Below are 26,619 nucleotides of genomic sequence, written 5' to 3' on the forward strand. Positions count from 1 at the left end.
CCTTAAGTAATAAAGCACTAAAAAATAAACCATCAAACATAAAATCAGTTAATTTTAAAAAAATATTATTATTTTTATAATAACTAACAATAGCCATTCATAATTCATCTCTTGACTGCACATTTTCAAATAAGTAAAAGAAACTAAAAACACAAATAGCTTTATGTAGCATAGATAAAAGCCAGTACCAAACTTTATATAAATCTTAATAAGCGTTCACTTATATAAATCTTCGACTAAGTCACCTCATCACAGTTTTATCAGAAAAGTGGCAAACAAGGTGTTATTTTGAAGTAATGTTGGTATTTGAAGTAAGGGGAAAACTAACACTGCTTTTAAGGGATGCTAGAAAATGGATTAGTCGGTATCCTTTTCGGCTCTCACCAGCTCAGCCCATTTGCGGGCATCACTAGCAAACCAAGCATCAGCAGGATAAACAAGATAATAGCCATTTAAACCTTTTAAACGCATACCGGGTAGTTCCATGAGTTGACCACAATGAATTTGAGACTCTACGCTCCCCTTCCAGGCTAAAATAATCCCTTTACCTAAAATGGCTGATTCAATATTCAATGGGTAGGTATAGAGATAATCATCATATTGATTACATTGACAAAAGCTGACATTAAAATGAGCAAACCAGTCATTCCAACTTAAGTAACCTTTTTCATTTCGATTGCTCGGCAACAAAGGTTGATTCACTAAATCTTTAGGTGTCAGTAATTTGTTATACCAGTTGAACTTTCTTTCTAATGAGGGAGCACAAACAGGAAAAATCTCTTCTTTAATTAATAACTCAGACTCATAACCTGGCCAATCACCACGGCCAAATTGTATCGCTATATTGACCCCTTCAAGTTTACCGAATTTGCAGGTTTCAGCTGCTTCTAAAACAATATCAGCCTCTCCAAAAAAGTGACTTAATAGTGAGACTTTAGTGGATAGCCAAGGTATTAACTGAGTAGGGCATCCCATAGATACTTTTGAGCCTGTTATTTTAGGCTGTATCGCCATCAAAATGGATTCCATATGCTCAAACCCATTGGCCGTGGCAAGGTACAGTTTATGCCCTTCTTTTGTCAGAATAAGCCGATTTTGATTACGTTCAAACAGAGAAACCCCCAGGTATTTTTCCAACATCAAAATATTTCGACTAACAGAAGGCTGTGAGATGTTAAGCCGTTTAGAGGCTTTGGTAAAACTACCACTACGAGCAGCTTCTAAAAAAACAGGTAATGTCGAAATAATAGGGGAGATAATGGATTCACTTAACATGTTAGAACCATTTTTTGATTGATTTTATGTTTTATTAATTTTAGTAAGAGGTGAAATAATCTTTTTAAAATCAAGGTTATATAATTAATCGCCACCACTTTTTTGCAATTTCAGAAAACGGATTTTCCGGCTGCAGTATCATGTGATATCCAACATTGCTTTTTAATCTAAGTTTAGGAATTTCTACCAATAATCCATCATACAACTCAGGCTGAAACACTTCTGACCATGCTAGTGCAATACCATGTCCTTGTTTGGCCATTTCTAAACTCATTAAGTAACTGGATGTCTGTATTCTTTTTTCATAACCATTTGTACAAGCTAAATTAAAATTAGCGAACCAGCCTTGCCAATTTCTACCCACACTCCAATTGCCATCTACTAGGGGAACATTAATTAATTGCTCTGGTGTAATAGTGTCACCTAACAAGTCATGCTTTTTTGCAAATTCGGGCGAACAAACGGGGAAAACCTCTTCTTCAAACAGCAAATAAGATTCAACCCCCTGCCATTTACCCATACCAAAAGCAAAAGCAATATCCATATCTGATTTATCATAGCGTCGATTACTTTCGTGAGTTATCAATTCAATCTCTATATTAGGCAAGAGTTGCTGCAAAGACTTTAATCGATAAGTCAACCAACTAAACAACTCTTGGGGGCAGCCTATTTTTAAGCATTCAGACTGTTGAGATTGGGAAAGTTCATGAAGGGTCGTAATAATATGTCCAAGGCTACTGGATGTGGCACTAAATAACTTTTCACCTTCAAGGGTTAAATATAACTGGTTACGCTGTCGAATAAAAAGCGTTACCTCTAGATAGGTTTCTAGTTTAGAAATATAACGATTAAGTGTTTTTTTAGGAATACCAAGAATAGAAGATGCTTTAGAAAAATTAGCCGTTCTAGCTGCGACTAAAAATGCGGGTAAAGTCTTAACAATTGAATTGAAAACAAATACATTTTTCATTTTCCAACATCCTTATAGTTTTTTTCAAAAAGCTATATAAATTACTAGACCTAAAATTCCTATCTAAAAAAAAGACTTTCTTAAAAGGAGACTTTTTAAAAACAATGCTTACTCAAAACATTATCACAAGAGCTAATTATATAAATACAACTCATACACAAAACTTAACATTAAAAAAATAGCCACTTAAGAAGTGACTAATATAAATAGACATAGATAACCTATACATTTCTTTTTTAAGAAATATATTAAAAACATTATTTAAATATGATTTTTAATTCATAAAATAATTAAAACTGTAATTTTTTATTACAAACAATCTCTGTTTTTTTATATTTTAAAATCTTAAATCTTAAATTTACCCACCATAACTAATAGATCTTTCGCCCTATCACTTACCTGTTCTACATAATCCAGCACTTCTTGGCTTTGTGCTTTATTTTCCGACACATTATTTGCGACTTGATCCATACTTTGAGCGATAACTTGAGTTGCTTTGGAAGCCTCTTCAATACTAGTGGCAAGCGCTTGATTACTCTGATTCACATCAACCACCAAATGTTTAATTTGCCCTACGGCTGTTGCGGCTTCATCCCCTAGCTGCTTTCCATTTTCAACATGACCACTGCCTGCTTCCATCACTTTTAATAGAGATTGAATACTCGTGTGCATAGCACCTATGATGTCATTAATATTCTGGGTCGCATGCACCGTTTTCTCGGCAAGACTTCGCACTTCATCTGCTACGACAGAAAAGCCTCGGCCTTGTTCTCCTGCTCGAGCAGCTTCAATGGCAGCATTTAGGGCTAATAAATTAGTTTGCTCAGCCAAACCGTTAATCATTTCAGTCACACCATCGACTTTACGAGAGGTACCTTCAAGCTCTTCCACTTGCTGATTAAGGTGATCAAAGACTTCTGCTAATTGCCCTAAGCTACCAATGGCATTGGTAATCACTTCGCCCCCTTGTTCAGCAGATGATTGGGCTAAGTTGGTTTTCTGCAAGGCTTCATCGGTTGCGCTAACCATATTTTGAATGGTTGTACTAATTTGTTCAGTTGCCACTGCAACTGAGCCTGCTTGCTCATTTGTAGCCGTACTTTTATCCAGCATAAGGTTTAATTTATGGGATAAATCATGGGCACCTTTATCTAGAGTTTGACTACTCTGATTAACGCGATTAAGTACATTGTTTAATGAAGTAGTCATATCATTGACCGCTACGCCCACTTTATCTAGCTCATCGTTGCGACCTTGATTGACGGCGAGCTTTTGGGTCAAATCACCTTCTGCCAATTGATACATAACCCCAGACATGCGCCCTAAACTCCCCACTAGACTACGACTAATAGCAATCAATAAGCCAACCACCAACAAAGCAACGGCAAGGGCAATACTGACTATTTGGGTTTGAGCTTGGTCACTGACTAAGGTGGCATTTTGTTTGGCTAAAGTAAGCTGTTCGGCAAAATAGGCATTAGATAAAAGCACCCCTTTGGCCAAGGCTTGATAGGCTTTTTGGGCCTTTTTAGCCTGCTCATTCATGCTAAAAATGCCAGTTGAAAGCTCGGCTAATAGGCTTTCTATCTCGCTGATCTTATCGCCATAGAGTTCTTCAAATTCCATCTCATAAGTCAATGATTTGAAGTTGGCTAAGGCAAGCTTAACCTTTTGATTTTCAGCCTCATTTCTTTGATCCATAAAGGCTATATAACTCTGCGCTAGCTCGGCAAAAGGCTTACGAAAGTTAGCAAATAAATCCCCTTCTAAGGCGCTAAAACTCGCTTGCATTTGTGCCCTTAAGCCTTCTTCAGCACTGGCCCCCACTTTTTTATCTTCTGCGATCCAAAGTAAACGACTCTCTGTAAAAGCCCTCAAAGATAACTGAATATCACTGACTATTTCAGCTTGTTTAATCTCAGTCTTTTGGACAATTTGATCTAGTTGATCCTTATAGGTTTCAGGTAAAGCTCTGAGCCTTTCTTCATTGGTATTTTGATTAATTTGCAATACTTCAATTTGCAGGTCTTTAAGAAGATTTGCATCATTACGAATATCATCTACCCGTTTGGAGGCCACCTCTAATGTATTAAGCACATTCGATGAAAGTAATATCAGCAAGGAGAAGCCCAATAACGCTAAGGTAATAACGATATAGAGCTTGTGTTTTAAACTTAAGTGAAATGACATCATGGGCTTCTCCTGCATTTATCACATTGAATAAATAGCTATTTATTAATTAAAGTGTGGGGCTCTTTTTTCTAAAAATGCCGCCATGCCTTCTGCTTGATCTGGGCTTGAAAAACTCAAACCAAATTGATCACTTTCCATGATGCAGGCATTATCAAGCGGGAGGTCCTGTCCCCTTTGTACAAGTTGTTTAATTAGTTGGATGGATGATCGGCTTTTACTCACGATTTCCCGTGACATTTCAAGGCCTTTTTCCATGAGCTGGGCTTGCGGATAAACATAGTTTATCAAGCCAAAACCTAGGGCTTCTTCAACCCCAAAAATACGCCCCGTATACAAGAGTTCTAACGCCATGGGTCGACCAACTAGGCGTGTTAATCGCTGGCTACCACCAAATCCTGGGGTAATGCCTAGGTTAATTTCAGGTTGTCCAAATTTGGCATTGTCTGACGCTAAAATCAGGTCGCAGCTCATGGCCAATTCACAGCCTCCTCCCAGCGCAAAACCATTCACTAAGCCAATCACAGGAAAAGACGCATTCTCTAAACGCCTTAATACGGATAAACCAAAGGCCGAAAAGGCCTTAGCTTCAAGGGCACTGAGCTGACTCATCTCTTCGATATCAGCTCCTGCAACAAAGGCTTTTTCGCCCGCGCCAGTGATCAATAACAAACGCGTATTGTTATCTACTTCCAGCTGATCTATGGCCTGATTTATCTCTTCTAAGGTCGCCTTATTTAGCGCGTTTAGCACCTTAGGACGATTAATCGTTAAGCACATAATCCCTGCATCAACAGGATCAAGTAAAATATGTTTAAACCCCATCACCACAGCTCCTAATATGTGTAAAAGCCACGGCCTGTTTTACGCCCTAAATAACCCGCATCCACCATTTGAACCAACAATGGACAAGGGCGATATTTAGGATCGTTAAAGCTTGAGTACAACACCTGCATGATACTTAAGCAGGTATCTAAACCAATCAGGTCTGCTAGCGCCAAAGGCCCCATAGGGTGGCTCATGCCTAATTTCATCACCTCATCGATATCTTCTGCTTTTGCCAAGCCTTCATGTAGACAAAAAATGCCCTCATTGATCATAGGGAGTAGAATACGGTTAGCCACAAAACCTGGGGAATCTTTCACATCCACTGGGGTTTTACCTATTACTTTAGAAACTAGCGTAACCCGATCGAATACTTCATCTTTGGTTTGTAAGCCGCGTATCACTTCAACCAAGGCCATCACAGGCACAGGGTTCATAAAGTGCATGCCTACCACCTGTGAAGGGCGTTTCGTTACCGCAGCAAGACGGGTAATAGAAATAGAAGAGGTGTTTGTCGCCAAAATAGCGGCGGGATCACATATTTCATCAAGCTGACGAAAGATGCTTTGTTTAACGTTTTCTTGTTCACTGGCTGCTTCTATCACTAAATTCGCTTCTGCGATTGAATTTAGCTCTGTTGAAGCAGAGATATTGGCTAAACAGCTTTGCATCTGTTCTGTGGTGAGCTTTTCTTTTTTAATCAACCTTTGCAAGCTGGCCGCTATACCAGATAATGCCTTTTCAAGGGCTTCACCATTTAAATCAAACATCACCACTTGGTAGCCCGCCAGTGCACAGACTTGGGCAATACCTGAGCCCATTTGACCTGCACCCACTACCCCGATTTGCTGAATATTCATTATCTATTCCTTACTTATTTATTGGCCTACTTAGCTTATTTTCTTGCTATGTTTCGCCAACAAAGTTGAGAATTAAAAAAGGTGCATGGCATTACGCCATGCTCCCTGTAACCAAGGCCTTCTCGTATTAAGCTAAGGGAACGAGAAGGAAAAAAAGGTTACCAAGACCGAAATCTGTCTCTTGCTTTTATGTCTATTTCTGCATTGCTTTTTGATTACTTTTTATTCATGACGACGAGCATACGGTTCACGGCTTCAAGGTGTTCAGGTTCGTTATGGCACATACCCTGATAACTGGCGCACACATCTAAAAAGTCTTTTAATTCCGTACGTTGTGCCATCTTCATGAGACGTTTTGTTAAACGTGTGGCTTTGGGGGGCTGGCTAGCAATACGCTCAGCCAAGGCTAAAGCGGCTGGCATTAACTCATCTGGCGTCACCACATCTAATACGATACCAAGCGCTTTCGCTTCGTTCGCATCAATCACGCGGCCCGTTAACGTCAACTCAAAGGCCTTTTGATAGCCAATCAAACGTTGCATAAACCAAGCGCCACCATCCCCTGGAATAATGCCCAGGTTTAAGAAGGTCTCACCAAACTTGGCTTTTTCTGAGGCGATACGCATATCTGCCATATTAGCCAGATCAAACCCGGCCCCTATCGCAGGGCCATTCACCGCTGCGATAATCGGCACTTCTACTTCTTGTAATGCCAACGGAATACGCTGAATACCGCGACGATAGCGCTCTTCACACTCGGCCACATCGCCTGCAAAATCCCCAGCACGCTCAGCCATATCCAAAATATTGCCGCCTGCACTAAAGGCAGAACCTGCTCCTGTGATCACCAGCACTGACACGGCTTTTTCGTGATTCACCCAGTTGGCGGTTGTCACTATGTCTTCGATGAGATTTGAACCTGTTAATGCATTTCTCAGGTCATGACGGTCAAAAGTCAGTACCGCCACCCCATTTTCAAGGGTTAATTTGGCATCTTCTAAATGTGGCAACACGGGACTGCTGGTTTTGTTTTTATCTGTCATGTTATTTCTCCTGATCAACTATGATTCTGGCATCGACAATGGCATAGCCTTTGTCATAGGCAATCACAGGGTTAAGATCTAATTCGCTAATATCTGGGTGATTTTCAATAATCGCTGAAACGGTCAATAACAGATCAACTAAGGCATCTTTATCCACGGGCAATTCACCACGTACCCCCTCAAACAACTTGCTGGCTTTGATTTGATCTATCATGGTGATCGCGTCATAGCGGCTAAGGGGAATCGCTCTAAAAGACACGTCTTTTAGGATTTCAACAAAGATGCCACCCAGGCCAAACATCAACACAGGGCCAAAAATAGGGTCTTGGCTCATGCCAATAATGACTTCGGTACCTTTACGCGCCATGGGCGTAATCAAGACCCCTTCGATATCCGCATCCGCTTTATAAGCAAAACACGAGGCCAAGATGGATTCTCTGGCGGCATAAAGTGCGTCTTTACCTGTTAAATTAAGCTTCACGCCACCGGCATCGGATTTATGCAAGATGTCTTTGGAGACGACCTTCATCACCAGCGGAATATCGCCAAACTCGGCATAAGCATCGTCTAGCTCAGCGGCATCTCGCACGATAATTTCTTTGGCCACATCCAAGCGATAAGAAGAGAGTAGGTTTTTTGCCTCAAACTCAAACAGGTCACGCCCTTGCGCTTTCGCATTGGCAAGCGCATCGACACTGGCTTGATTCACGGTTAAAGACGCTTTACGCGCTTGATGCTGGTTATATTTTAGGTATTCACCGCGTTCACCCAAGGCTGCCATAATCTTGACTGCATGCTCGATCGAGGCATAAACCGGTAGACCGGCTTGACGCAGTCTTTCTAACGGTTCAGGTTTGATATGAGCATACAAGCTATCGATAATCAGAGGCTTAGCGGTCTCTTTAGAGAGAGCGATCATCTCATCAGCACATTGCAGCTCTTCTTCAATCAGCTCTTTAGCAAAGCGAATCCCATAGCCACCAAACATGCCCACCAAAAAGACCATGTCTACATTTTTGTCCGCCGCAAGAATCGCCATGCACTTTGATAACAGACCAGGGTTAGCATCGGTGCTGCCCGCCACATCAATCGGGTTCACTAACGACGCTTGTGGGAAGAGGATTTGGCTTAAAGAAAGACGGGTCGCTGGTTCAAGTTCCGCCAATTCAAGGCCCGCTTCTGAGATACGATCTGACGCAATGGTCGCTTGTCCGCCACCATCAGCAAGCACGGCAACCCGTTTACCCGACGCATGTTGCAGCAGACCTAAGCCTTCAGCAACCGGTAAGATCTCATCCGAATTAGCGACAACACTGACACCTGCTTGTTCTAATAAGTCCACCGTCATCTGATAACTGCCCGCAAGGGCACCCGTATGGGAGCTCGCCGCTTTTTGACCGGCTTCGGTACTACCAGATTTATAAACCACCACAGGTTTTTTCTGGCTGGTCTTTCTTGCTTCATCTAAAAAAGCACGACCATCTTTAAAACCTTCCACATAAAAGGTGGCAACGCCGGTATTTTGATCATCACCAAGGTAGGCGAGATAATCAGCAAACCCCACATCGGTTTGGTTACCCGGGCCCACATAGGTACTAAAACCAATGTGGCCATTCGACTGGGCTTCTAAAGCAAGGGATAAAAGCATGTTGCCCGATTGAGAAATAATCCCCACATCCCCAGGCTTTACATTATCTAACGCCAGTAGATTGACCTTTTTATGCAGATTAAACAGGCCAGAGGTATTAGGGCCAATAATGCGAACGCCCGCTTGTTTTGCCGCGTCTAACACGTCTTGCTCTAGCTTGGCACCGGCTTCATCCACTTCACCAAATCCACTAGCAAGAATGATGGCGCCTTTTACCTTCATAGCGCCGCATTGCTCGATCAAGGAAGGAATGGTTTTCGCTGGGGTACAAATTAGCGCCATGTCCACATGAGGTGGCATCATCGCCACTGAGGCATACGCTTTTTTGCCTAAAATGGTGTCGGCTTTTGGGTTAATCGGATAGATATCACCCTCATACCCTCCATCCATTAAGCCCATCATGGCTTTATAGCCCCGCTTGGTTGGATCGTTAGACGCACCAATAATAGCGATCGAATCCGGTGCGAGTACCTTCTCTAACGGTGAACCTAATTGAGAGTTAGCCTGTGAATTTGATAAAGAGCTCATGCTTAACACCCCTTAAACTGAGGGGCACGTTTTTGTGCAAAAGCATCCACCCCTTCTTGCCAATCTTGAGTCGTGGTACACATAAAGACCGCGTCTAATTCATGTTCAAGCTGGGCATCAAGATTGTTAAAAGAAGAGTTATTCAGCATCTTCTTCGCCAATTTCATGGAGATAGGCGCTTTTGTCGACAACTCAGCAATAAACTCTGCCGCGGCACTTGCTAATGTGTCATCTGGCACAGCACGGGTCACCATGCCAATTGCCGCCGCTTCTTTACCGTCAATCTTATTGCCTAAGAAAATCAGTTCGCGGGCTTTTGCCAAGCCCACTAAACGCGGTAAGAATTGCGTCACACCACCACCCACACAGGTCCCTATGCTGATTTCAGGGAATCCGATCTTGGCCGTCTCTGCCATGATGACAAAATCACAAGCACTGGCCATTTCCGCCCCCGCGCCTAAGGCATAACCATTTACCGCAGCAACCACAGGCTTATTTAGTTCAAAAATGGTTTCGCAAACATCATTGCCCAACTGAAGGTATTGGCGACGTTCAACTAAGGTACGTTCTCCAGCACCATGTTCCTTCATATCCGCCCCTACACAAAAGGCGCGACCTTCTCCAGTCAGTAATACCGCACGTACATCGGCATCGGTTTCAGCGAGGTGTAATGCTTCAATAAGTTCTAAGTAGAATTGCTCCACCACGGCATTTAAACGATGGGGGCGATTAAAGCGAATCTCGGCGTAATTTTTGTGTTTGTTATAAATTAAGGTTTCAAAGTTCATGGTCATCTCTCATTTTTGGATCAAAGCAACCCTTCTCTCCTTATTAGGAAAAAGTAAGGCAAAAGTCGCTTGTTAATTTGGGATTAGAAAAATGAGCAGTACTAGTCAGTATTACCGCGCCGACTCCAATGACCGGGGCGCATCAAGATAGGAATTTTGAGTTGAAAGTCGGATAAAAGAAATGTCGCCCCTTTCACCAAATAACCTTTTTGTAGGACCACTTTTTGACAAAAAAATCCGAGATAAATTGGATGAAATAAATTGAATGAGCCAATCTCATGACCCACACACGAAGGCTTCAGCCTCATGCTTGTCGGTATGTCACTTAATATTTCACCAAGTTTTGTCATAGCAGTTTACCCGCAGTCTTATTGTTATTGGCGTGCTATGTAAACTATAGGATGCTGATTAGCACTCAGACAATTTCGCAGGTTGGTCAAAACTGACGCTTTGTGACGCCACTTGAGCATCAAAAAACTTAAACAATTTACGCCCTCTATAAAATTTTTTTCTACTCAAGTTCATTCATTCCAGAGACTTTCCCGAATTATTAAAAAAAGAACATTAGATTTAACTAATATTAAGTTTTTAGAGAGGAGAATCGCCTAGTCGTCATTTTTAGCAATAAGTCACCCGACGCAACTAGAGCTTAAACTAGCTTCACATAACCAAAGAGGGCGAAATTGAACGACCACTCACTCCAAGCCTATAGTGAGATGAGAGTTAGCCAAGGCAATCAACCTTGCTCTAGCTCTTAATTAAAGTATCAATAAAAACAGAGAATCGGCTTCACATATCATAGGATGAAGGTAATCAAATTTTATCTTTTTCAGATGTTAGTTACTTATTTATGACGCCTTAATAGCTCACTCATATGAGTGCAGAATTATGAGTCACAAGGGTTTATTAAAACCCTATTGCGAGTAACAAGATTGAAATGCGAAACCAAATTTAAGCTAAATCACTCACTTTCCTGTTTTTTTGTTCCTTTATGTCTTACACCTGAATTATTAGCACCTTGATTGAATTTCTTTCAATCTTTGCCTAGCAGTTAGGAGTAAGGCCAGATTACGCCAAATTTAATAAAAACAATTCCTGGAGAATCTAAAGATGTTTAACCTCAATTTACTGAACAAAAAGGTGCAAAGAACCCTATGCACTGGTGCAAGTATCTTAACCTTAACTGCAGCCATGAGCGCCAATGCTGCTGACCTACGTTTAAAGTTTGCCGGTACACTACCTTTGGATCATCCGGGCACCAAGATGATGAAGCAGATTGAAAAAGATATTGAAGCTGCTGATGTGGGCTTAAAAGTCTCTGTTTTCCCTGCCAATCAACTAGGCTCTGGTGAAGAACTGTTTGAAGACAGCATTCGTGGCAATATCGATATGGTGGCAGGCTTCATCTATTCTCACAAAGACCCAGTGTTAGAAATTAACTCCCTTCCTTACCTTGCTAGTTCTTGGGATGAAATGGACAGCGTTGTTCGTAACAAGAACTCGGCTTATAACCAAATCATGCGTGAGAGTTTAGATAAGTTAGGCATTCACCTAATGGAAAATATTCCAGAAGGTTTCACCGGTATTGTGGCAAGCAAAAAACCTGATAACTGGGAAGGTGTCGGCGAGAAAGGCATGAACATTCGTGTTTGGTCCTCTAACGTAATCAAAAACCTAGTTGAAATGATGGGTTATCGCTCAACCACCATGGCGTGGGGTGATATTTTCCCAGCCCTGCAATCAGGCATAGTTGATGGTGCAATTTGCTGTACTAGTCAGGCAACCTATACCATCTTTGCTGTCAGTGATGTAGGTAAATACTTCATTGCAAATGACGCTGTTATTGATATCTCTTCTTACTATATCTCTCAGAAAACTTGGAACAAGATGAACTCAGAACAACAAAGTGTTGTTTCGAAAGCATTTTCTGATGCAGCAACAGAGTTGTTTGAGATGAACAAGAAGAATGATGCCATTTATCGTGAAAAACTTGTTGATAAAGGTTATGAAGTATTGGTACCAACCGATGCTCAGAAACTGGCTCTAAAAGCACAAGTTATCGAAGAAATTTGGCCTCAAATCGAGCCAACTGTGGGTAAAGCTAATCTTGATCGTATCAAGGCTGATTATAACTAATCAGTACCTTTTGAGTATGGGTAACTCTCGCCCATACTCAAATTTCAAGCTCGCAGTTCACTAAAGTAAGGCTCATTTCATGGTTAATTACACAAGCAAACTACTCCCTGGAGTTCGAATTCCACTGGATTTATTGATGAAGCTAATGAACGGCATCATTATCGCATCCGGTATTATAATGGCACTCACATTTTTCTTTGTGGTGATCTTCAGATATGGCTTTGGGGCGGACTTATTTGCTTATGAAGAGTGGTTGATGACAATCGCTTTCTGGATGTTTTTTATGTCTGCTGCGGTCGCTAGCCACGACAAGGTTCATATCAATGCAGACATTCTTGGGTCCTTTCTTCACGACCCTAAGTTAATTTGGTGGCGCTCAATTCTCGTATCATCAGTAGAGCTCATTATTGTCGTTACTGTCACTTATTGGGGTGTCCTCATGTGTTTAGAGGAAATCGGAACTTACCCAGGTTGGCAATCAACTATCGCCCTTAAAATCCCTTTTCTTGTGCCACGTATCGGGATTTTCTTTGGCTTTTTCATGATGACGATTTACACAACACTTCATTTTTATCTGCTGTTAATAACTGGTCCTGAAACCACTAAACAACAGACAGCATTACAGGACCCTATAAAATGATTATTGCAGGTACCCTTTTTATTCTTTGTACGCTTTTGCTAATTGGTGTGAGCGTCCCCTTAGCCTTTGGCGGAATATTAATATTTTTATCTATCATGGGTGGTCACGAAGTCACAGGTTACCTTCCTACAGGTCACTGGAAAATGAACTCCCTGGTTCTACTGGCGATTCCCATGTTTATTATTGCTGGCGCCATTATGGAGAAAGGCAAGATCGCTGCGCCTTTAGTAAGCCTCGCTGAACTCTTTGTCGGCCACTTAAGAGGCGGGCTTTCAGCTGCTGCCGTCATAGCCAGTGGTGTTTTCGGCTCGATTTCGGGCAGTGCTAACGCCACACTGACGTGTATTGGCGGCATCATGATGCCCCATTTACGTAAAGCAAGATACCCGAGTGGTTTATCCGCCGCGCTTATTGTGAGTGCCAGTCCCCTAGGTTTGCTGATTCCACCTAGCGCCTCACATATTTTGTATGCTTGGGCGGCGCAACAATCGGTATTAAAAGCCTTTTTATCTACCGTCATACCTGGCCTTATTCTGATCACACTCTTGATAATTGTGAACTACATTTGCCTAAGAAGAACCAAAGATTTAGATCTGGATTTAGGCGAAAAGGTAAACCATTTTGGGGTGATTTTTAAAACGCGAACCATTAAAGCCTTTCCTGCTTTTCTGATGCCTTTAATTATTCTTGGCGGTATTTACGGTGGCATCATGACCCCAGTAGAAGCCGCGGGTATTGCCGTTATTTATGCTATTCCTATTGCCATATATGTTTACAAGGGCCTAACTTGGAGAAGCTTTCTAGACACAATGCGTAATGCGGGGGTTACCGTCGGGGTCGTCATGGTAATGATCTTCATGGTACTGATAGTAAGCCGCTTTTTAGTGTTTGAAGACATTCCAAGTATTGCTCAAGAAATGGTGTATTCCATCTCTGATAATCCGATTGTGATTCTATTAATGGTCAATGTGGTGATGATCTTGATCGGTATGTTAATGGACGACATCAGTGGCTTATTATTATCAACACCGATTCTACTTCCCATAGTGACAGGTGTCGGCATGGACCCGATTCACTTTGCCGCTGTACTTGGCGTTAACCTTGGTATGGCAAATATCACACCACCTACTGCACCTTTACTCTATTTAGGGGCAAGGGTGACACAGGTACCTGTGAATAAAATGATGAAACCCACGTTAATCTTTATCATTTTTGCTTGGTTACCTACTTTGATGCTAACCACCTTTATCCCAGAATTATCACTCTTTTTACCTGAGCTGCTTTTGGGCTAGCACATTAAAGGTTTGAAATTCTTTTTTTAAGCACTTTTTAATAAACAGATTTATTAAAAACATCATGGAGTCATTCTGGTATGCGTATATTAGCCTGTCAGATTAATATTCCGGCGATAGATAGCCGTGAAAAACAACTGCAACATATCGACGCTGTTATCAAAAAGCTTGAAACAGAGCTGATAAATAAACAAGTTGATTTGGTGGTATTACCTGAATTATCAACCATGGAATATTCAGCAGAAAATTTCATGAACATTCACCTATTCAGCGAAGAACTTTATGGGGAAACCTACCATAAGTTCGCTGACTTCTGTCGCAGGAATAATGTGGCTATCTGCTATGGTATGCCGCGAGAAGAAGACGGTGATGCCTACATCAGCCAAGTCACTTTAGGTCGAAATGGTGAGTATCTCACCCACTATGACAAGATACATACAGCAGAGTATGGCGATGCGGCTGAGCTTAAATATTTCAAACGAGGTAACCACTTATCAGTATTTGAAGTAGATGGCGTCAGAGCCGGCATCATCATCTGTTATGACATGCGTTTCCCTGAGCTCATCAGACGCTTATGTGGCGAATTCTCTGTGGATGTGATTTTGCATCCCGTCGCCTTTGCGCAAGACCTTTCCTTCCATACTTGGAAGCAATTTGTCGTCAGCCGAGCACTTGAGAATCAAGTCTACTTTATGAGTATTAACCAAAGTGGTGATCATTTTGGACAATCCATTATTTGCCCACCTTGGGTCGATAATAAGGTGCAACCGCTGATATTTGGTCAGGAAGAAACCTTCCACCTAGTCGAGGTGGACCGTGATGTGATTAGCAAGGTGCGTAAAGAAATCCCTTATCGCAGAGATACCTTAGCGGATTATGATGTTTTACCGGTACGCAGTTCAGAAAATAAATAGCGAGCAATAACAATCTCAAAAAAGCCCTTATCAGGTGACTGATAAGGGCTTTTTTTTGCATCTAAAATGAGCAAAAAACTAGAGAGGCCTTGCGTAAAACACCTTCTCTTCAGGATCAATATCATTACTAATATGCTTACGAATCTGCTCTTCGATTACCCCAGAGTCTTCTTCAAAAATACCGCAGGCCTTGATAGCTTGTCTATGGTCATAATGCTTACCCAGATAAGAAAATACAACCCTTTGACTCACAGGTTCTCTTGCATCGGTACCGGATACACCTAACATCAACCCCGATAATAATGACACCTTATTTTTATAAGTTGGAAACAAGGTCAAATGGATCATTTCATTCTGTAAAAGCGCCTCATAACCACTGATAAAAATACGATTGCCCAAGCCAGTTACCATGCCTTTGATCTTATAAATAAAATCGTTATGACTGGATTTATCCTTTTGCGACAAACGCTCAATCCACTTAATAAAGTAACGACCATCTTCTTTAAAAATCATGCCGTAAGCTTTAAGAACCTGAGTAGGAAAAGAAGTGGAATAATAATAGATATGGTAACTCCCCTCATACTTAGCCAAATCCATGGTCGAGTTAGTCATGAGTTCATCTATGATATGCAGTTCTGGACGGTTCAAAGAGGCCACATTCAATTCATGGGCAGGTCTGACTCTGATAATCTGCTCAAACTCATCATGAGGCAGGTAGATTTCATGCTCTTCTAAACCAAAGTAGTCGCAAATTCGGCGTAAATTATTACCAGAAGGCGTGGTTTTAGCACTCAAATACTTATTGAATTGTTGGCGGTTGATCTCCAACTCGCGACAAACTTCTGAGATAGATTTTTTATAATTACAGAGTAATCTAAGGTTATCGGCAAAGTTCTGTTTATTCATCTCTCATGGGGTCCATAATCGGATTCAACTCAACAAAGATGCTCAAACAAGGGTCTGTTTGAGCGAGGCATAACATCAAAACATCAGCCACTTAAATAATAGTACACTTTTTATTGTGCTAACTTAATGACCTTAAAGCAATTTTTATACGGCGCTTTGACACCTTTAATTTTACTCGCTTTTATTTTTTCAAGGACGACAAGCCCGTTAGCAAATAACCCATTAACAAAATAAAGTAAGGCTTTTAAGGTCAGAGCTTACCACACCATTTTTTACAAAACTTCTTTTAACTTATTCACTTAATTCGGTTTTAATGCGCGCTTTACTCGCAAGGATGCGGACAAAATGTCTCTTAAGCTCGCTACTATTGACTCACTCCTATTAACCGATGCAAAACAATAGAATCAGACTTTTCTTCTTTTGCTGATGATCAGTGGCAATCGTTAACGCCTACTAGCCTTACTCCCGAACAGGTTAAGCAAAAAGTCATCAATGGCGATTTCATCATCTTAAATGAAACACCAAATGCTCCTCTTTTTACTTTCGAAAAAGACGAATACATTGTTAATGCTTTAGCGGGTTCTGATGTCAGCCAAGAGACAATCCATAGGCTTGCTTCACGCTTTGAAAGCAAAGGCAGTGGTGCAAGTTATGCTGCACAATCAAATGGCAACTTACATCCAGCCGCCCCAATGGAAGAAAAAGCATCAGAACCTGTGGTAAAAGATCCAGAGCCTGAGGTGAGCCAAACCAAAGTGCCAGCATCCTTTGGCCAACCTCCTGCACCGCTGATTTTAGAATTAATTTATGATGATAAAGAAAAAACACCAGCGGGAAATATTCCCTATAAACTAGTGTTTGATGATGCTTCAAAAACCACGTTAACAGGCACCTTGAACCCTAAGGGATGGGCTTGTATTGAAGGCTGCCCTAATGCGAAAGCCAAAGTGACTTTTGGAGATAGCGGTGCTAATGATGCTGAATTAGATAAGGCTTATAACGCTCTTGAGTCAGCATTGGATGAAACAGTCGAGCGCTTTTCAAAACATTCGATTGAAAGCTTAAAAGAGCATGAACATAAAGATATTACAGAGAATTCTAAAAATACGTTGTTAGATTACCTTGATGAGTTAGCACAAAACCGAGTCGGTGAAGACCAATTGAGCCTCTATGATCATAGCATTACAAGATCAAACGAATTAGGTGAGAAGTCTGACAATCAACTCGCTAATGTCATTCTCTCCCATTTACCTGATGAAAAATCAGTATTGGCCTTAAATGCAGATAAACCGATTCAAAATGCATTAACAAAGGCCATCATCACGGGTGATATTGATTCTCTAGAAGATTCTTTAGCAAACTGGGGGGCACGAACTGATATTAATTTAAAAGCCGAATCAAAAGCGATGGAGAAGTTAATTCTTCTCTTAAATGACCAAAAAACCCGTAGTCTTCTCGCTAGTACCAGTCAGCGCTTTATTAGCAGCATGTCTCCAGAGCAGCTTATCGAACTAAGTGTATGTCTATCTGATGAAGCAGAAGCTCATGTATCACTCAATACGGTATCTGATTCTATTAGCACCCTAACAGGTAATATTAGCCAACGCATTAGCACACAAGTCTTATTATCTTCAGCAACAGATATGGACTGTGATGTCTATTCAGGGACAGCCTCTGCTTTAGCTAACCTAGTTAACCCGTTAAAAGCCAAACGCCCGTTTAATTCAGAATATCATCATAAAGTGCCTATCGAGATTCCACTGGAAACCGCTTCAATCAAGGCTTCAGATTGGGCATTCAATAATTGGCAAGAAAAAATGAGCCAAGCATCAGGCGCACCTGACGACAGCATTTTACATAAAATAGATCTTGCTGATATTCAAGTTCAATATGGCGAAGAAGCGCAACATCTGATCATAATGACATTTGAAGAAGCTTTAGAGTTTGCCGAAAACCTTTGGATAGATAAAGACGGTAAGGATTCTTTAGGTAAAATCAAAAGCGTGATGGATGCAATAAAAGGCTCGAATGATTCTTATACCTTAGCAAAGGGACTTGGGGGTTTAGGTGTGACTGCCGCTGTGTCCACCGTAAAGGGTCGAGATTATGTGACCATAAGTGGTTATAAACGAGACCTTAAAGTCTTAGTAAAAGGTCACCGTTGGCGTGCCAATAACCCTCAAGCAATCCAGTATGGATTAGGCAACATGAACATGGCTAAAAGCTTTTTAAAAACAGGTTTAGTCGTAAATATTATTTTTACTATTGGAATCAATTTAGTTGAAACAATAGTGAATGATGAAAAAACCATGGTAGATTTTTTTGGCTACTCCGCTCTAGACATTATTAAGGGGATAGCAGTTACAGGACTTGCTATAGGTGCAGCAATGACCTTAGGGTCAACAATATTAGTTAGTGGTGTAATTTTTGCGTTTGCTTCACTAACCTTGGGATTTATTATAGATGGCCTAGATAATGAATATGGTGTTTCAGATAAAATCGTTCAGGAATTTAAAGAAAGGGTCCTTAAATAAATGAAAAACTATATTTCATTAACTGTCTTAGTCCTAATAACAGCTATATATTTTTATATGAGTTTATTTGATGAGTTAAAACTGCCATTTATAGCTTTAAGCGATAGAACACGTTTAATATCTTATATGAATTTTGCAGGCATTGTTTTTTTTATACCTCTCGTAATTGGTTTTTTTCCTCTTTTCATATTTAGACTAAAGAACAAAAAGCCTTATAAAAACGCTGAACTTATAATATGTATAATTTCAGTTCTTATTGCGATTCTCAGTTTACTCCCTCGCTATCACCTCGGCACTCGAATAGAAGCAGCAGGCTATGTTAAATGTGTTAAAGAATCCCGAACATCTGCAACCAGTAGTTGGCGTGTTTATGCTAAATCTATTGATTTGTGTAAAGAGTCATCAGGGATTGCCGGCGGGTAGAAATTTTAAAATATCAAACTTTGAAAAGCTTATCATGTTAAGGAGAACAAAATGGGCAGGGTTAGAGCCGTATATGAACAAAGAGATGGTGGTATAGAACTAGTTCTTCATGAAAAAGCGCTTAATCTTCATAAAGATTTGTGTGACCTCATCGATAACTACCCTTGGCAATCAGAAATGGAACTATTCGAAGAGCATGGTGTTGGCGGCGGTTTCCAATTCACTTTAGGTGACGAGGATGTATACGCTCGTTATGATTTTACGCCCATCGATATGGACTCTGTTGAGTTAGATTTTTATCTCGTGCTTAAATCAGGTTTCTTAGGCTTTATAGGAAGAAAAAGCCTCATCAAACAATACGGCATCATTTCCGTCTCGGAAGCAAAAGAGAAGATGAAAGACCTCTTTGATAGACCTATTGAGTCTTTATATGAAAAGCATAAGAAATAGATACTTGATTGATTTTTAGAATTTCTTGCAACACACATGACTTAACATGAGTGAGCCGTGCTTTCTATACTAGGGCTCGCTCATCTAATTCTCAGCATAAAAAAACCACACTTAATAAATCAAGCATGGTTAAAACTAGCATTAGGATAATTTTAATCAAACAGGATCTAGGTCACTTGATCCCTGTGCTGTTCAGCAATGGCCAACTGCTCAAATGCAAGAGCAATCCAACTGCTAATTAGCATGTCATACCATTGCTCTACGCCGCTACAGGCAACCACAATATCGCCGTAAACAAAGGAGCCATAAAAAGATAAATCTTCATCTCGCAAAGACGATGGATGCAAACTTTGTGTGACAAGGTTCGGCTGCGATCCGCGCCATGCTTGTTGTGCTTTATTACGGGCAAACTCATCGAAAGGGAGTGACCATTCATGAGAGGTATGAATGGATTCTTCGTATAAAATGGCATCGTCAAAGTTGCTTTCCCAAGGCTTTAATCTTGGATCCATCACAACGATATGAAGCTCTTTTCGATTAGTTCTCTCAAACAGTAACTCGATAGACGGCTTAACAAGCGCAACCGCATCCCGGACAAGGTTCAAATGATCCATAAGACCCGTTCTCACTGAAGGTTAAATAAAGCCTTTCTTAAATGACATCAAAAAAGGCATTAGAGGAATCAAATAACGAGCTTAGGGTTAAGGATTATTTGCAAAGGTTGCAGCAAAGTAATCGACCATAACAGGTACATCCTTACCCCCAAAACCATTTTGAGTTGCCATGGCTAGGGCTTGTTTGGTGGCAGGCGCAATAAAGGTAGGTGCCTTAAGACTGTCGGTCATTGCGGTAAAGTAAGTCAGGTCTTTACAGGCATTTTCGATAGCAAAGGCTAACTTGGTCGAATCACCGTCTACAGCATTCGCTTTAACGAAGTCCATCATAGGCGAATAAGCAGGTCCATTGGACATAACATCGTAAAGTTTAGCGCGCTCAATACCCGCTTTATCAGCTACGACAAAGGCTTCAGACATCGCAGTTGCCACTGTCATAGAATAAAAGTTATTGATCAATTTTAGGGTATGGCCTGCACCTAATGCCCCTAGGTGATAGACATTTTCCCCTAGGTCATTTAACACACTTTCCACCGCATGAAAGTCCTCAATCTCTCCTGCTGCCATAATGTTGAGTAAACCATTTAAAGCATGACCAGGTGTACGACCAAGGGGAGCATCCATGTAATGTGCCCCGACTTTTTTTAGCTCGTCGCCAATATGTTTTGTTGATTCAGGTTCTGAGGTGCCAAAATCAATGACTATAGTGCCTTCTTTGACGCCGCTGATCACACCATCTGGCCCAAAAATACGCGACTCTACTTGCTTAGATGTCCCCATACATAGCATCACAATATCGTTATTTTGTGCAATTTCACGGGCACTTTTGGCTTCATTTGCACCGCGTGCAAGCGCCGCTTCGATACGCTCGCGGCTACGGTTTCCAAGCACTGTTAATGGATACTCAAGATCAAGTAAGCGATTAACCATTGCAGAGCCCATAAGCCCTAGACCAATAAATCCAATTGAAGGACGGTTTTTAACAGACATTTATCTCACCTTGATATGTTTAGCCGGCTTATTTTTCTTAAATAACCAAGCTGGGTTTAAATTAGGTATTCAATTGTCAAATAATTGAAGGTTCAGCAGTCATCAGTAACAAATAGCTCAATGGGATTTGCCCTATCAATTGAAGACAACCCTTTGTCAAAATGCGTTTCTATCAGCTCATTCTCCTTATATATTCCCCTCTGACGGATCGACAGCGCTCATCTATCAGTTGCACTGCTACTACCAGCAATTACTTTTTTGATTTCATCTAAAGATGCCATCGAGTTATCACCCGGTGTTGTCATGGCAAGCGCCCCATGTGCAATGCCGTAATCAACAGCGACTTGGGCATCACCTTCTACCATCAAGCCGTAGATATAACCTGCTGCAAAACTATCCCCACCACCAACACGGTCTAGTACTTGCAAGTCCTTGAGGGAGATAGATTGGTTAAAGTTGCCATCTAGCCAGCTAATTGCTGACCAGTCATTTGAACTGGCCGTTGTTTCAACCCGAATACTGGAGGCATAGGCTTTAATGTTGGGAAAACGCTCAAGGGCAGTCAGTATGATTTGCTTAAAATCATCGGCATCCAGAATGTCTTTCGATTCGTTAGCGGATTGTTCAATACCCAGTAAACCGGGAAACCCAATCATCACATCAACATATTCCGCAATCTTTTGATTTGCCTGATAACACGCGTCTAAACCACCCCTTGATTGCCATAAAGATGGGCGATAATTTAAATCGTACGAAGTAATCGTACCGTGTCTTTTTGCCGCTTTCAGGGCTTCTAGGGTCACCTCAAATGCGCTTTCAGATAAGGCAGCATAAATCCCCCCCGTATGAAACCAACGCACCCCTAACTCACCAAATAAATAATTCCAATCAATATCACCGGGTTGAATTTTTGAGGTGGCACTGTGACCACGGTCCGAGCAACCTAATGCACCACGAAGTCCAAAACCCCGCTCAGTAAAATTCAAACTATTACGGACATCATGACCTATGCCATCAAAATCAAACCAACGGATCAATGACGTATCTAGCCCACCTTGAAGGATTAAATCTTCGAGTAAATAACCCAGCTCATTTTTAACCGCGCCGGTCACCACCCCAGCACGCTGAGAAAAACAGCGCCTTAAACCTCGGGCTACATTGTATTCACCACCCCCTTCCCAAACATCGAAAGATCGGGCTCTACGGATGCGACTGTCACTTGGATCAAAACGCAACATGACTTCGCCTAAAGACACAATGTCAAAATGGCATGCTTTAGCCTGCTTAATTTTTAATGTCATTTTCTGCTTTATTCCATTTTAAGATTTTTGTGCATTTTGCTTGGCGTCGTTATCGATTTTTTGCAATTTCTTATACTTTCGATAACTGGTAATCACCATGACCACAGCCAAAATAAGAAACACAGCACTGATAGGACGACTGATGAAGATAGTAAGATCATCTTGGGACAGCATTAATGAGCGACGCATGTTTTGCTCTGCCATTGGGCCAAGAATCAGGGCTAATAAAATGGGGGAAACAGGAAATTTAAAATGCCCCATAAAATAGGCAAAAACACCAATCGTTAAGGCTAACCCCACGTCAAAAAAGCTAAAACGCATTGAGTAAGAACCCAGAATACAGAGCAAAAAGATGACAGGAGTGAGCACCTTGATATCGATGTTAATCAATCTAGAAAAAGTACGTGCCCCGAATAGCCCAACAATGAGAAGTACGACTTGGCATAGAATCATGCCTGCAAAAATGGGATATACGATTTCAGGGTGATCTTGAAACAATAAAGGACCAGGCTGAAAGCCATGAATGGTTAAGGCGCCAAGTAATACCGCAGTGACCGCATCACCTGGGACACCTAATGTCAGCATAGGAATCATAGCGCCCCCAGTTGCGCCGTTATTCGCAGCTTCTGGTGCCGCTATCCCTTCGTGAGAACCCTTGCCAAATTCTTCTGGTTTTTTAGATGTGCGCTTGGCTTCACCATAGGCAACAAATGCCGCAACATCGCACCCTAAGCCTGGTACACTGCCGGTTATCGCGCCCATTCCGCCAGACTTTGTCATAGTGGGTAGCAGAGGTTTCACCTCTTTAAAGCTTGGTAATATTTTACCGACTTTCGACTTTACTTGAGGTACCACTTCCATTTTTTCGATATTTCTAAAGACTTGAGCAAAACCAAACATACCTATTAATGCGGGGATAAAGGTAATCCCCCCAAGTAGATTGTCATTTTCTAAGGTAAAACGTGGTACCCCAGAAAGTGGGTCATAACCTATTGTGGTTAGCAACAAACCCAAAATCGCCGCGATCGCGCCCTTAAGAAGAGACTCCCCAGAAATAGAAATAATCATGGTTAAGCCAAAAACCGCTAAGGCGAAAAACTCAGGTGGGCCAAAGCGCAGGCCAAAGTCAGCAATTTGTGGCGCTAGGAACGCCATAATAAGCGCGCCTATGGTGCCACCGACAAAGGATGCAATCGTACCTATACCTATGGCTTTTCCAGCTTCACCTTTTTGTGCCATAGGGTAACCATCAAGTAAGGTTGCCGCGGCGGCGGGGGTGCCTGGCGTTCTAATTAATATGCCAGAAATTGATCCACCGTAGATGCCTCCCGTAAATATGCCCATTAGCATTAAGAGACCTTGAATCGGTGGCAAACCAAAGGTAAAAGGAATCAGTAAGGCACATCCCATGGTTGCCGTTAAGCCGGGTAAACACCCAACTATAATGCCGGCCGTTACCCCTGTAAGAATAAAAAGCAGACTGCTGGGGTCAGACAGAATGGTTTGAAACGCTTCTAATAAATATACGACACTCACACTAGAATCCTCGATATTTAACTCTGTTAATACGATCTGCTGAAAATGCCTTCAGGCATAGGAATCATCAGCAAGTAGGCAAATATGAACCAAACAACGGCTGTCACACTGATGCTGATGAGGGCAATACGCCAATGTTGTTTTTTACCAAGGGCAAACATAATGAGATAAAGAAACATCATGCTTGATATCACAAAGCCAAGGAGTTGCATGGCAAACAAATACAGCACAGCAATCGCCAATGTGACGCCGACTTTAATCAGTCCACCTTTATGAAACCCTTCTAACTCTGCTTTTGAGTTTCCTCGAAGCGCATTAAACACTAAGCATCCAGAACAGATAAAAAGTAAAACGGCTAATAACTGAGGGAAAAAATTAGGGCCATACGTATTAACGCCAAACGCGGTATATTGACCAGCAAAGAAATAAATCACGCTACTTAACACGGCCAGTCCAAGACCAACACCGGTATCAATTCTTCTACTATCCATCACAATCATTCTTATATTTATTTTTTAATTTCACCGACACCTTAGTGCCGGTGAAGATTAGGCTTATGCTTTTATAAATCTGCGCAAAGAACAAATTTATTTAAGCAGACCGACTGCACCTAATGTTGGCTCTAGCACTTTTTCCATATTCGCTAAAAAGTCTTCAAAGCCATCTGAGTTTTCATATACCAAGATCAAGCCCACTTTTTCGCAATATTCACGAAAGCTTGGGTCATCGAACATTCTTTTGAAGCCACTGGCGAGCACGTCAACACGGTCATCTGGCACATTTTTAGGAAGAGCAAGACCACGCCAATCAAGCACAGGGGCATCCACTTTGTAGCCCGCTTCAGCAAGAGTAGGAATGGAAGGGAATGCGGGGTGACGCGTTAACGCATTAACCGCAAGAATTTTAATTTGATCGGCTTCATGAAGCTGTTTTACTTCATCAATGCCGGTGGCAATCACATCCACATGACCACCTAAAAGAGCCGAACGTGTTGGTGCCCCACCATCAAAAGGAATGTAGTTAAACTCCACATCGTAAAGCACACCTAAGGCAGCAGCCGATAAATGCCAAGCAGCCCCAGCACCCGTATGACCTAATGTCACTTTACCTGGGTTAGCTTTAGCATAAGTAATCAGGTCATCTAAAGAATTCCATTGGGAATTTTTACCCACGGTTAAAGCAGCAGAACTTTGGTTCAGGAGTTGTAATAGTTCATAATCTCGAAAGGTTTGATTAGATAGGCCCATAGGTTTGTAGGTACTTAAACCAAAGGTGATTAGTCCCACAGTATAGCCATCTGGACGAGCGCGTTTTGTAGCTCCCATACCAATAGCACCTTGGCCACCTGTTTTATTCACAACGTTAACGTTGACACCTATGTGTTGTTTCGCATTTTTTACCAATGCTCGCGCGATAGTATCTGTACCACCACCAGCAGACCAAGGCACAACAAGTGTGATGTCTTTTTCAGGAAAATCAGCAAACACACTGCTGCTAATTGTTAGTAATGCTACGCAAAGAAACGAAATACACTTCATCTCTAGTCCTCTTAGTTTTTGTTATTAAATAGAATTTATAGCTTTATTAACTGAAAATGCATTCAGTTGTATTGGTATGATTTAATTTGTTTCTAAATAAGAAACGCCGTTCGTAAAATCAAACAACAGAGTAAAGTTATGTCACCTTACTTTACTTGTCAACGAAAGTTTAATATTCTGAACTCACGTTTCTTAATATGAAATAAAAGGCAAATAAGGTTATGGAAAAATTAAATACATTAGGCAAGGCAATTGCTGTCATCGAAACCATTAGTCAAGCAGGCCGCCCGCTCAGCATCAAGGACATCTCAGATGCCCTCGCCTTAAATAAGTCCTCTTTACATCACCATATTAAAACCCTGACAGAAAATGGTTATTTACAGCAGGATCCAGAAAGCCGTAAATATGACATAGGACTCAGTCTTGTAAGAGTAGGCCAAACCTACTTGCAAAGATTAAATGTGAGAGAAAGAGGGCATTATTTTCTTGAAATTTTGAGCAAGCAATTAAACCAAACTGTCCATATGTTTGTGATAGACAATGGCGAAGCGGTATATGTGGATAAGGTAGATGTGAACCATCAACCTGGTGCATTAAAGTGTTCATCTTTTGTAGGTTTAAGAACAGACCTTTACTCTACCGCGGCAGGTAAAGTCTTACTTTCGCACCAAGAGCCCAACTCAATCGAAGATATATTGTCTCGCATTCAACTACACCCTATTACTGCATTGACGAATACCAGCCTAGATGTTTTTAGAAAGGATTTGATAGAAACAAAAGACAGAGGCTATGGCTTAGATCTGCAAGAACATGCTTTAGGATTACAATGCATTGCTGTGCCAATCCTTAACCTTCACTCTCAATGTGTCGCTGCCATCAGTGTTTCTTGTCCTGTTGTGAGCGTTTCAAAAGAGACATTGTGCACTGAGGTACTTGGTCATTTAAGAAAAACAGGGATGGATATCTCTCAAGCCATGGGATATATCCCTGCTAATTAGGAAAGCGCTCGTAAAGAAAACACTAATTCAAAAGCTTAGCCACTTGTCCATTTTTAGCTGATCATCGTTTAGTTAATCCACTTAAATAAAATGGACAAGCGCAAAATTACTCTTAGACGAGAATAGTGTAGGATAGAATCAGACAAGGCTTCATTAGAGAAAGATCAAGCACTTAAGCCCATTGAAGCGAAAAGAGAACCCACCAAGGCATTGGATTTTA

At 41.3% G+C, this 26,619-nt stretch carries 23 protein-coding genes; 8 read left to right on the forward strand and 15 right to left on the reverse strand.

Annotated features, from left to right (window positions below; genetic code table 11):
• Positions 1–357 precede the first annotated feature (357 nt).
• From MED121_RS05645 to MED121_RS05680, 8 genes are all read right to left on the reverse strand, one after another.
• A complete protein-coding gene (locus MED121_RS05645) occupies positions 358–1,275 on the reverse strand; it encodes a LysR family transcriptional regulator (RefSeq protein ID WP_009832667.1) in 918 nt (305 codons plus the stop codon).
• A gap of 76 nt (positions 1,276–1,351) precedes the next feature.
• Positions 1,352–2,245, reverse strand: a complete 894-nt coding sequence (locus tag MED121_RS05650; protein WP_009832668.1) for a LysR family transcriptional regulator — start codon at positions 2,243–2,245, stop codon at positions 1,352–1,354.
• A 345-nt stretch (positions 2,246–2,590) separates the two neighbouring features.
• Positions 2,591–4,438 (reverse strand): methyl-accepting chemotaxis protein, encoded by a 1,848-nt coding sequence (locus MED121_RS05655; protein ID WP_036178797.1) that lies wholly within the window; start codon positions 4,436–4,438, stop codon positions 2,591–2,593.
• A 42-nt stretch (positions 4,439–4,480) separates the two neighbouring features.
• Positions 4,481–5,260 carry an enoyl-CoA hydratase-related protein gene (locus MED121_RS05660; protein WP_009832670.1) on the reverse strand — a complete coding sequence of 260 codons (780 nt, stop codon included), beginning with the start codon at positions 5,258–5,260 and terminating at the stop codon, positions 4,481–4,483.
• An 11-nt stretch (positions 5,261–5,271) separates the two neighbouring features.
• Positions 5,272–6,120 (reverse strand): 3-hydroxybutyryl-CoA dehydrogenase, encoded by an 849-nt coding sequence (locus tag MED121_RS05665; protein ID WP_009832671.1) that lies wholly within the window; start codon positions 6,118–6,120, stop codon positions 5,272–5,274.
• Positions 6,121–6,335: 215 nt separating this feature from the next.
• On the reverse strand, positions 6,336–7,163 hold the full coding sequence (locus MED121_RS05670) for an enoyl-CoA hydratase-related protein (RefSeq protein WP_009832672.1): 828 nt from the start codon (positions 7,161–7,163) through the stop codon (positions 6,336–6,338).
• Position 7,164: 1 nt separating this feature from the next.
• On the reverse strand, positions 7,165–9,339 hold the full coding sequence (locus MED121_RS05675; protein WP_036178800.1) for an acetate--CoA ligase: 2,175 nt from the start codon (positions 9,337–9,339) through the stop codon (positions 7,165–7,167).
• A gap of 2 nt (positions 9,340–9,341) precedes the next feature.
• A complete protein-coding gene (locus MED121_RS05680; RefSeq protein ID WP_036179446.1) occupies positions 9,342–10,127 on the reverse strand; it encodes an enoyl-CoA hydratase/isomerase family protein in 786 nt (261 codons plus the stop codon).
• Between the two features lie 1,110 nt (positions 10,128–11,237).
• Between MED121_RS05680 and dctP the strand changes: the two genes are divergently transcribed.
• The 4 genes from dctP (at position 11,238) to MED121_RS05700 (ending at position 15,109) form a co-directional block, all read left to right on the forward strand.
• Positions 11,238–12,263 carry a TRAP transporter substrate-binding protein DctP gene (gene dctP / locus MED121_RS05685; RefSeq protein ID WP_009832675.1) on the forward strand — a complete coding sequence of 342 codons (1,026 nt, stop codon included), beginning with the start codon at positions 11,238–11,240 and terminating at the stop codon, positions 12,261–12,263.
• Positions 12,264–12,342: 79 nt separating this feature from the next.
• The gene (locus MED121_RS05690) at positions 12,343–12,903 is read left to right on the forward strand and encodes a TRAP transporter small permease subunit (protein WP_009832676.1); all 561 of its coding nucleotides are present in this window, start codon (positions 12,343–12,345) and stop codon (positions 12,901–12,903) included.
• On the forward strand, positions 12,900–14,195 hold the full coding sequence (locus tag MED121_RS05695; RefSeq protein WP_009832677.1) for a TRAP transporter large permease: 1,296 nt from the start codon (positions 12,900–12,902) through the stop codon (positions 14,193–14,195). Before MED121_RS05690 ends, MED121_RS05695 begins: the two co-directional genes overlap by 4 nt.
• 80 nt (positions 14,196–14,275) lie before the next feature.
• The gene (locus MED121_RS05700; protein WP_009832678.1) at positions 14,276–15,109 is read left to right on the forward strand and encodes a carbon-nitrogen hydrolase family protein; all 834 of its coding nucleotides are present in this window, start codon (positions 14,276–14,278) and stop codon (positions 15,107–15,109) included.
• A gap of 78 nt (positions 15,110–15,187) precedes the next feature.
• On the opposite strand, the gene MED121_RS05705 is transcribed toward MED121_RS05700, so the two are convergent.
• Positions 15,188–16,015 carry a helix-turn-helix transcriptional regulator gene (locus MED121_RS05705; RefSeq protein WP_009832679.1) on the reverse strand — a complete coding sequence of 276 codons (828 nt, stop codon included), beginning with the start codon at positions 16,013–16,015 and terminating at the stop codon, positions 15,188–15,190.
• Positions 16,016–16,707: 692 nt separating this feature from the next.
• Between MED121_RS05705 and MED121_RS23605 the strand changes: the two genes are divergently transcribed.
• Genes MED121_RS23605 through MED121_RS05720 form a run of 3 tightly spaced genes read left to right on the forward strand, consistent with a single transcriptional unit; the run spans position 16,708 to position 19,422 of the window.
• Positions 16,708–18,549, forward strand: a complete 1,842-nt coding sequence (locus tag MED121_RS23605) for a hypothetical protein (protein ID WP_009832680.1) — start codon at positions 16,708–16,710, stop codon at positions 18,547–18,549.
• Complete coding sequence (locus MED121_RS05715) at positions 18,550–18,972, forward strand: DUF1240 domain-containing protein (RefSeq protein ID WP_009832681.1); 423 nt, start codon at positions 18,550–18,552, stop codon at positions 18,970–18,972.
• 51 nt (positions 18,973–19,023) lie between these two features.
• Positions 19,024–19,422 (forward strand): hypothetical protein, encoded by a 399-nt coding sequence (locus MED121_RS05720; RefSeq protein WP_009832682.1) that lies wholly within the window; start codon positions 19,024–19,026, stop codon positions 19,420–19,422.
• A gap of 167 nt (positions 19,423–19,589) precedes the next feature.
• On the opposite strand, the gene MED121_RS05725 is transcribed toward MED121_RS05720, so the two are convergent.
• The 6 genes from MED121_RS05725 to MED121_RS05750 all read right to left on the reverse strand — a co-directional run bounded on the left by MED121_RS05725 (position 19,590) and on the right by MED121_RS05750 (position 25,401).
• Positions 19,590–20,036 carry a hypothetical protein gene (locus MED121_RS05725; protein WP_009832683.1) on the reverse strand — a complete coding sequence of 149 codons (447 nt, stop codon included), beginning with the start codon at positions 20,034–20,036 and terminating at the stop codon, positions 19,590–19,592.
• Between the two features lie 87 nt (positions 20,037–20,123).
• The gene (locus MED121_RS05730) at positions 20,124–21,026 is read right to left on the reverse strand and encodes an NAD(P)-dependent oxidoreductase (RefSeq protein ID WP_009832684.1); all 903 of its coding nucleotides are present in this window, start codon (positions 21,024–21,026) and stop codon (positions 20,124–20,126) included.
• A 218-nt stretch (positions 21,027–21,244) separates the two neighbouring features.
• Positions 21,245–22,327, reverse strand: a complete 1,083-nt coding sequence (locus tag MED121_RS05735; RefSeq protein ID WP_009832685.1) for a sugar kinase — start codon at positions 22,325–22,327, stop codon at positions 21,245–21,247.
• 18 nt (positions 22,328–22,345) lie between these two features.
• Complete coding sequence (locus MED121_RS05740; protein WP_009832686.1) at positions 22,346–23,863, reverse strand: tripartite tricarboxylate transporter permease; 1,518 nt, start codon at positions 23,861–23,863, stop codon at positions 22,346–22,348.
• 26 nt (positions 23,864–23,889) lie between these two features.
• Positions 23,890–24,354 (reverse strand): tripartite tricarboxylate transporter TctB family protein, encoded by a 465-nt coding sequence (locus MED121_RS05745; protein WP_165474611.1) that lies wholly within the window; start codon positions 24,352–24,354, stop codon positions 23,890–23,892.
• 96 nt (positions 24,355–24,450) lie between these two features.
• Positions 24,451–25,401, reverse strand: a complete 951-nt coding sequence (locus MED121_RS05750) for a tripartite tricarboxylate transporter substrate binding protein (RefSeq protein ID WP_050764532.1) — start codon at positions 25,399–25,401, stop codon at positions 24,451–24,453.
• Between the two features lie 221 nt (positions 25,402–25,622).
• Here MED121_RS05750 and MED121_RS05755 point away from each other — a divergent pair, with 221 nt between their 5' ends.
• Positions 25,623–26,399, forward strand: coding sequence for an IclR family transcriptional regulator (locus MED121_RS05755; protein WP_009832689.1), 777 nt, complete (start codon positions 25,623–25,625; stop codon positions 26,397–26,399).
• The last annotated feature ends 220 nt before the right edge of the window (positions 26,400–26,619 follow it).

This window comes from Marinomonas sp. MED121, assembly GCF_000153025.1.
GTDB lineage: Bacteria > Pseudomonadota > Gammaproteobacteria > Pseudomonadales > Marinomonadaceae > Marinomonas.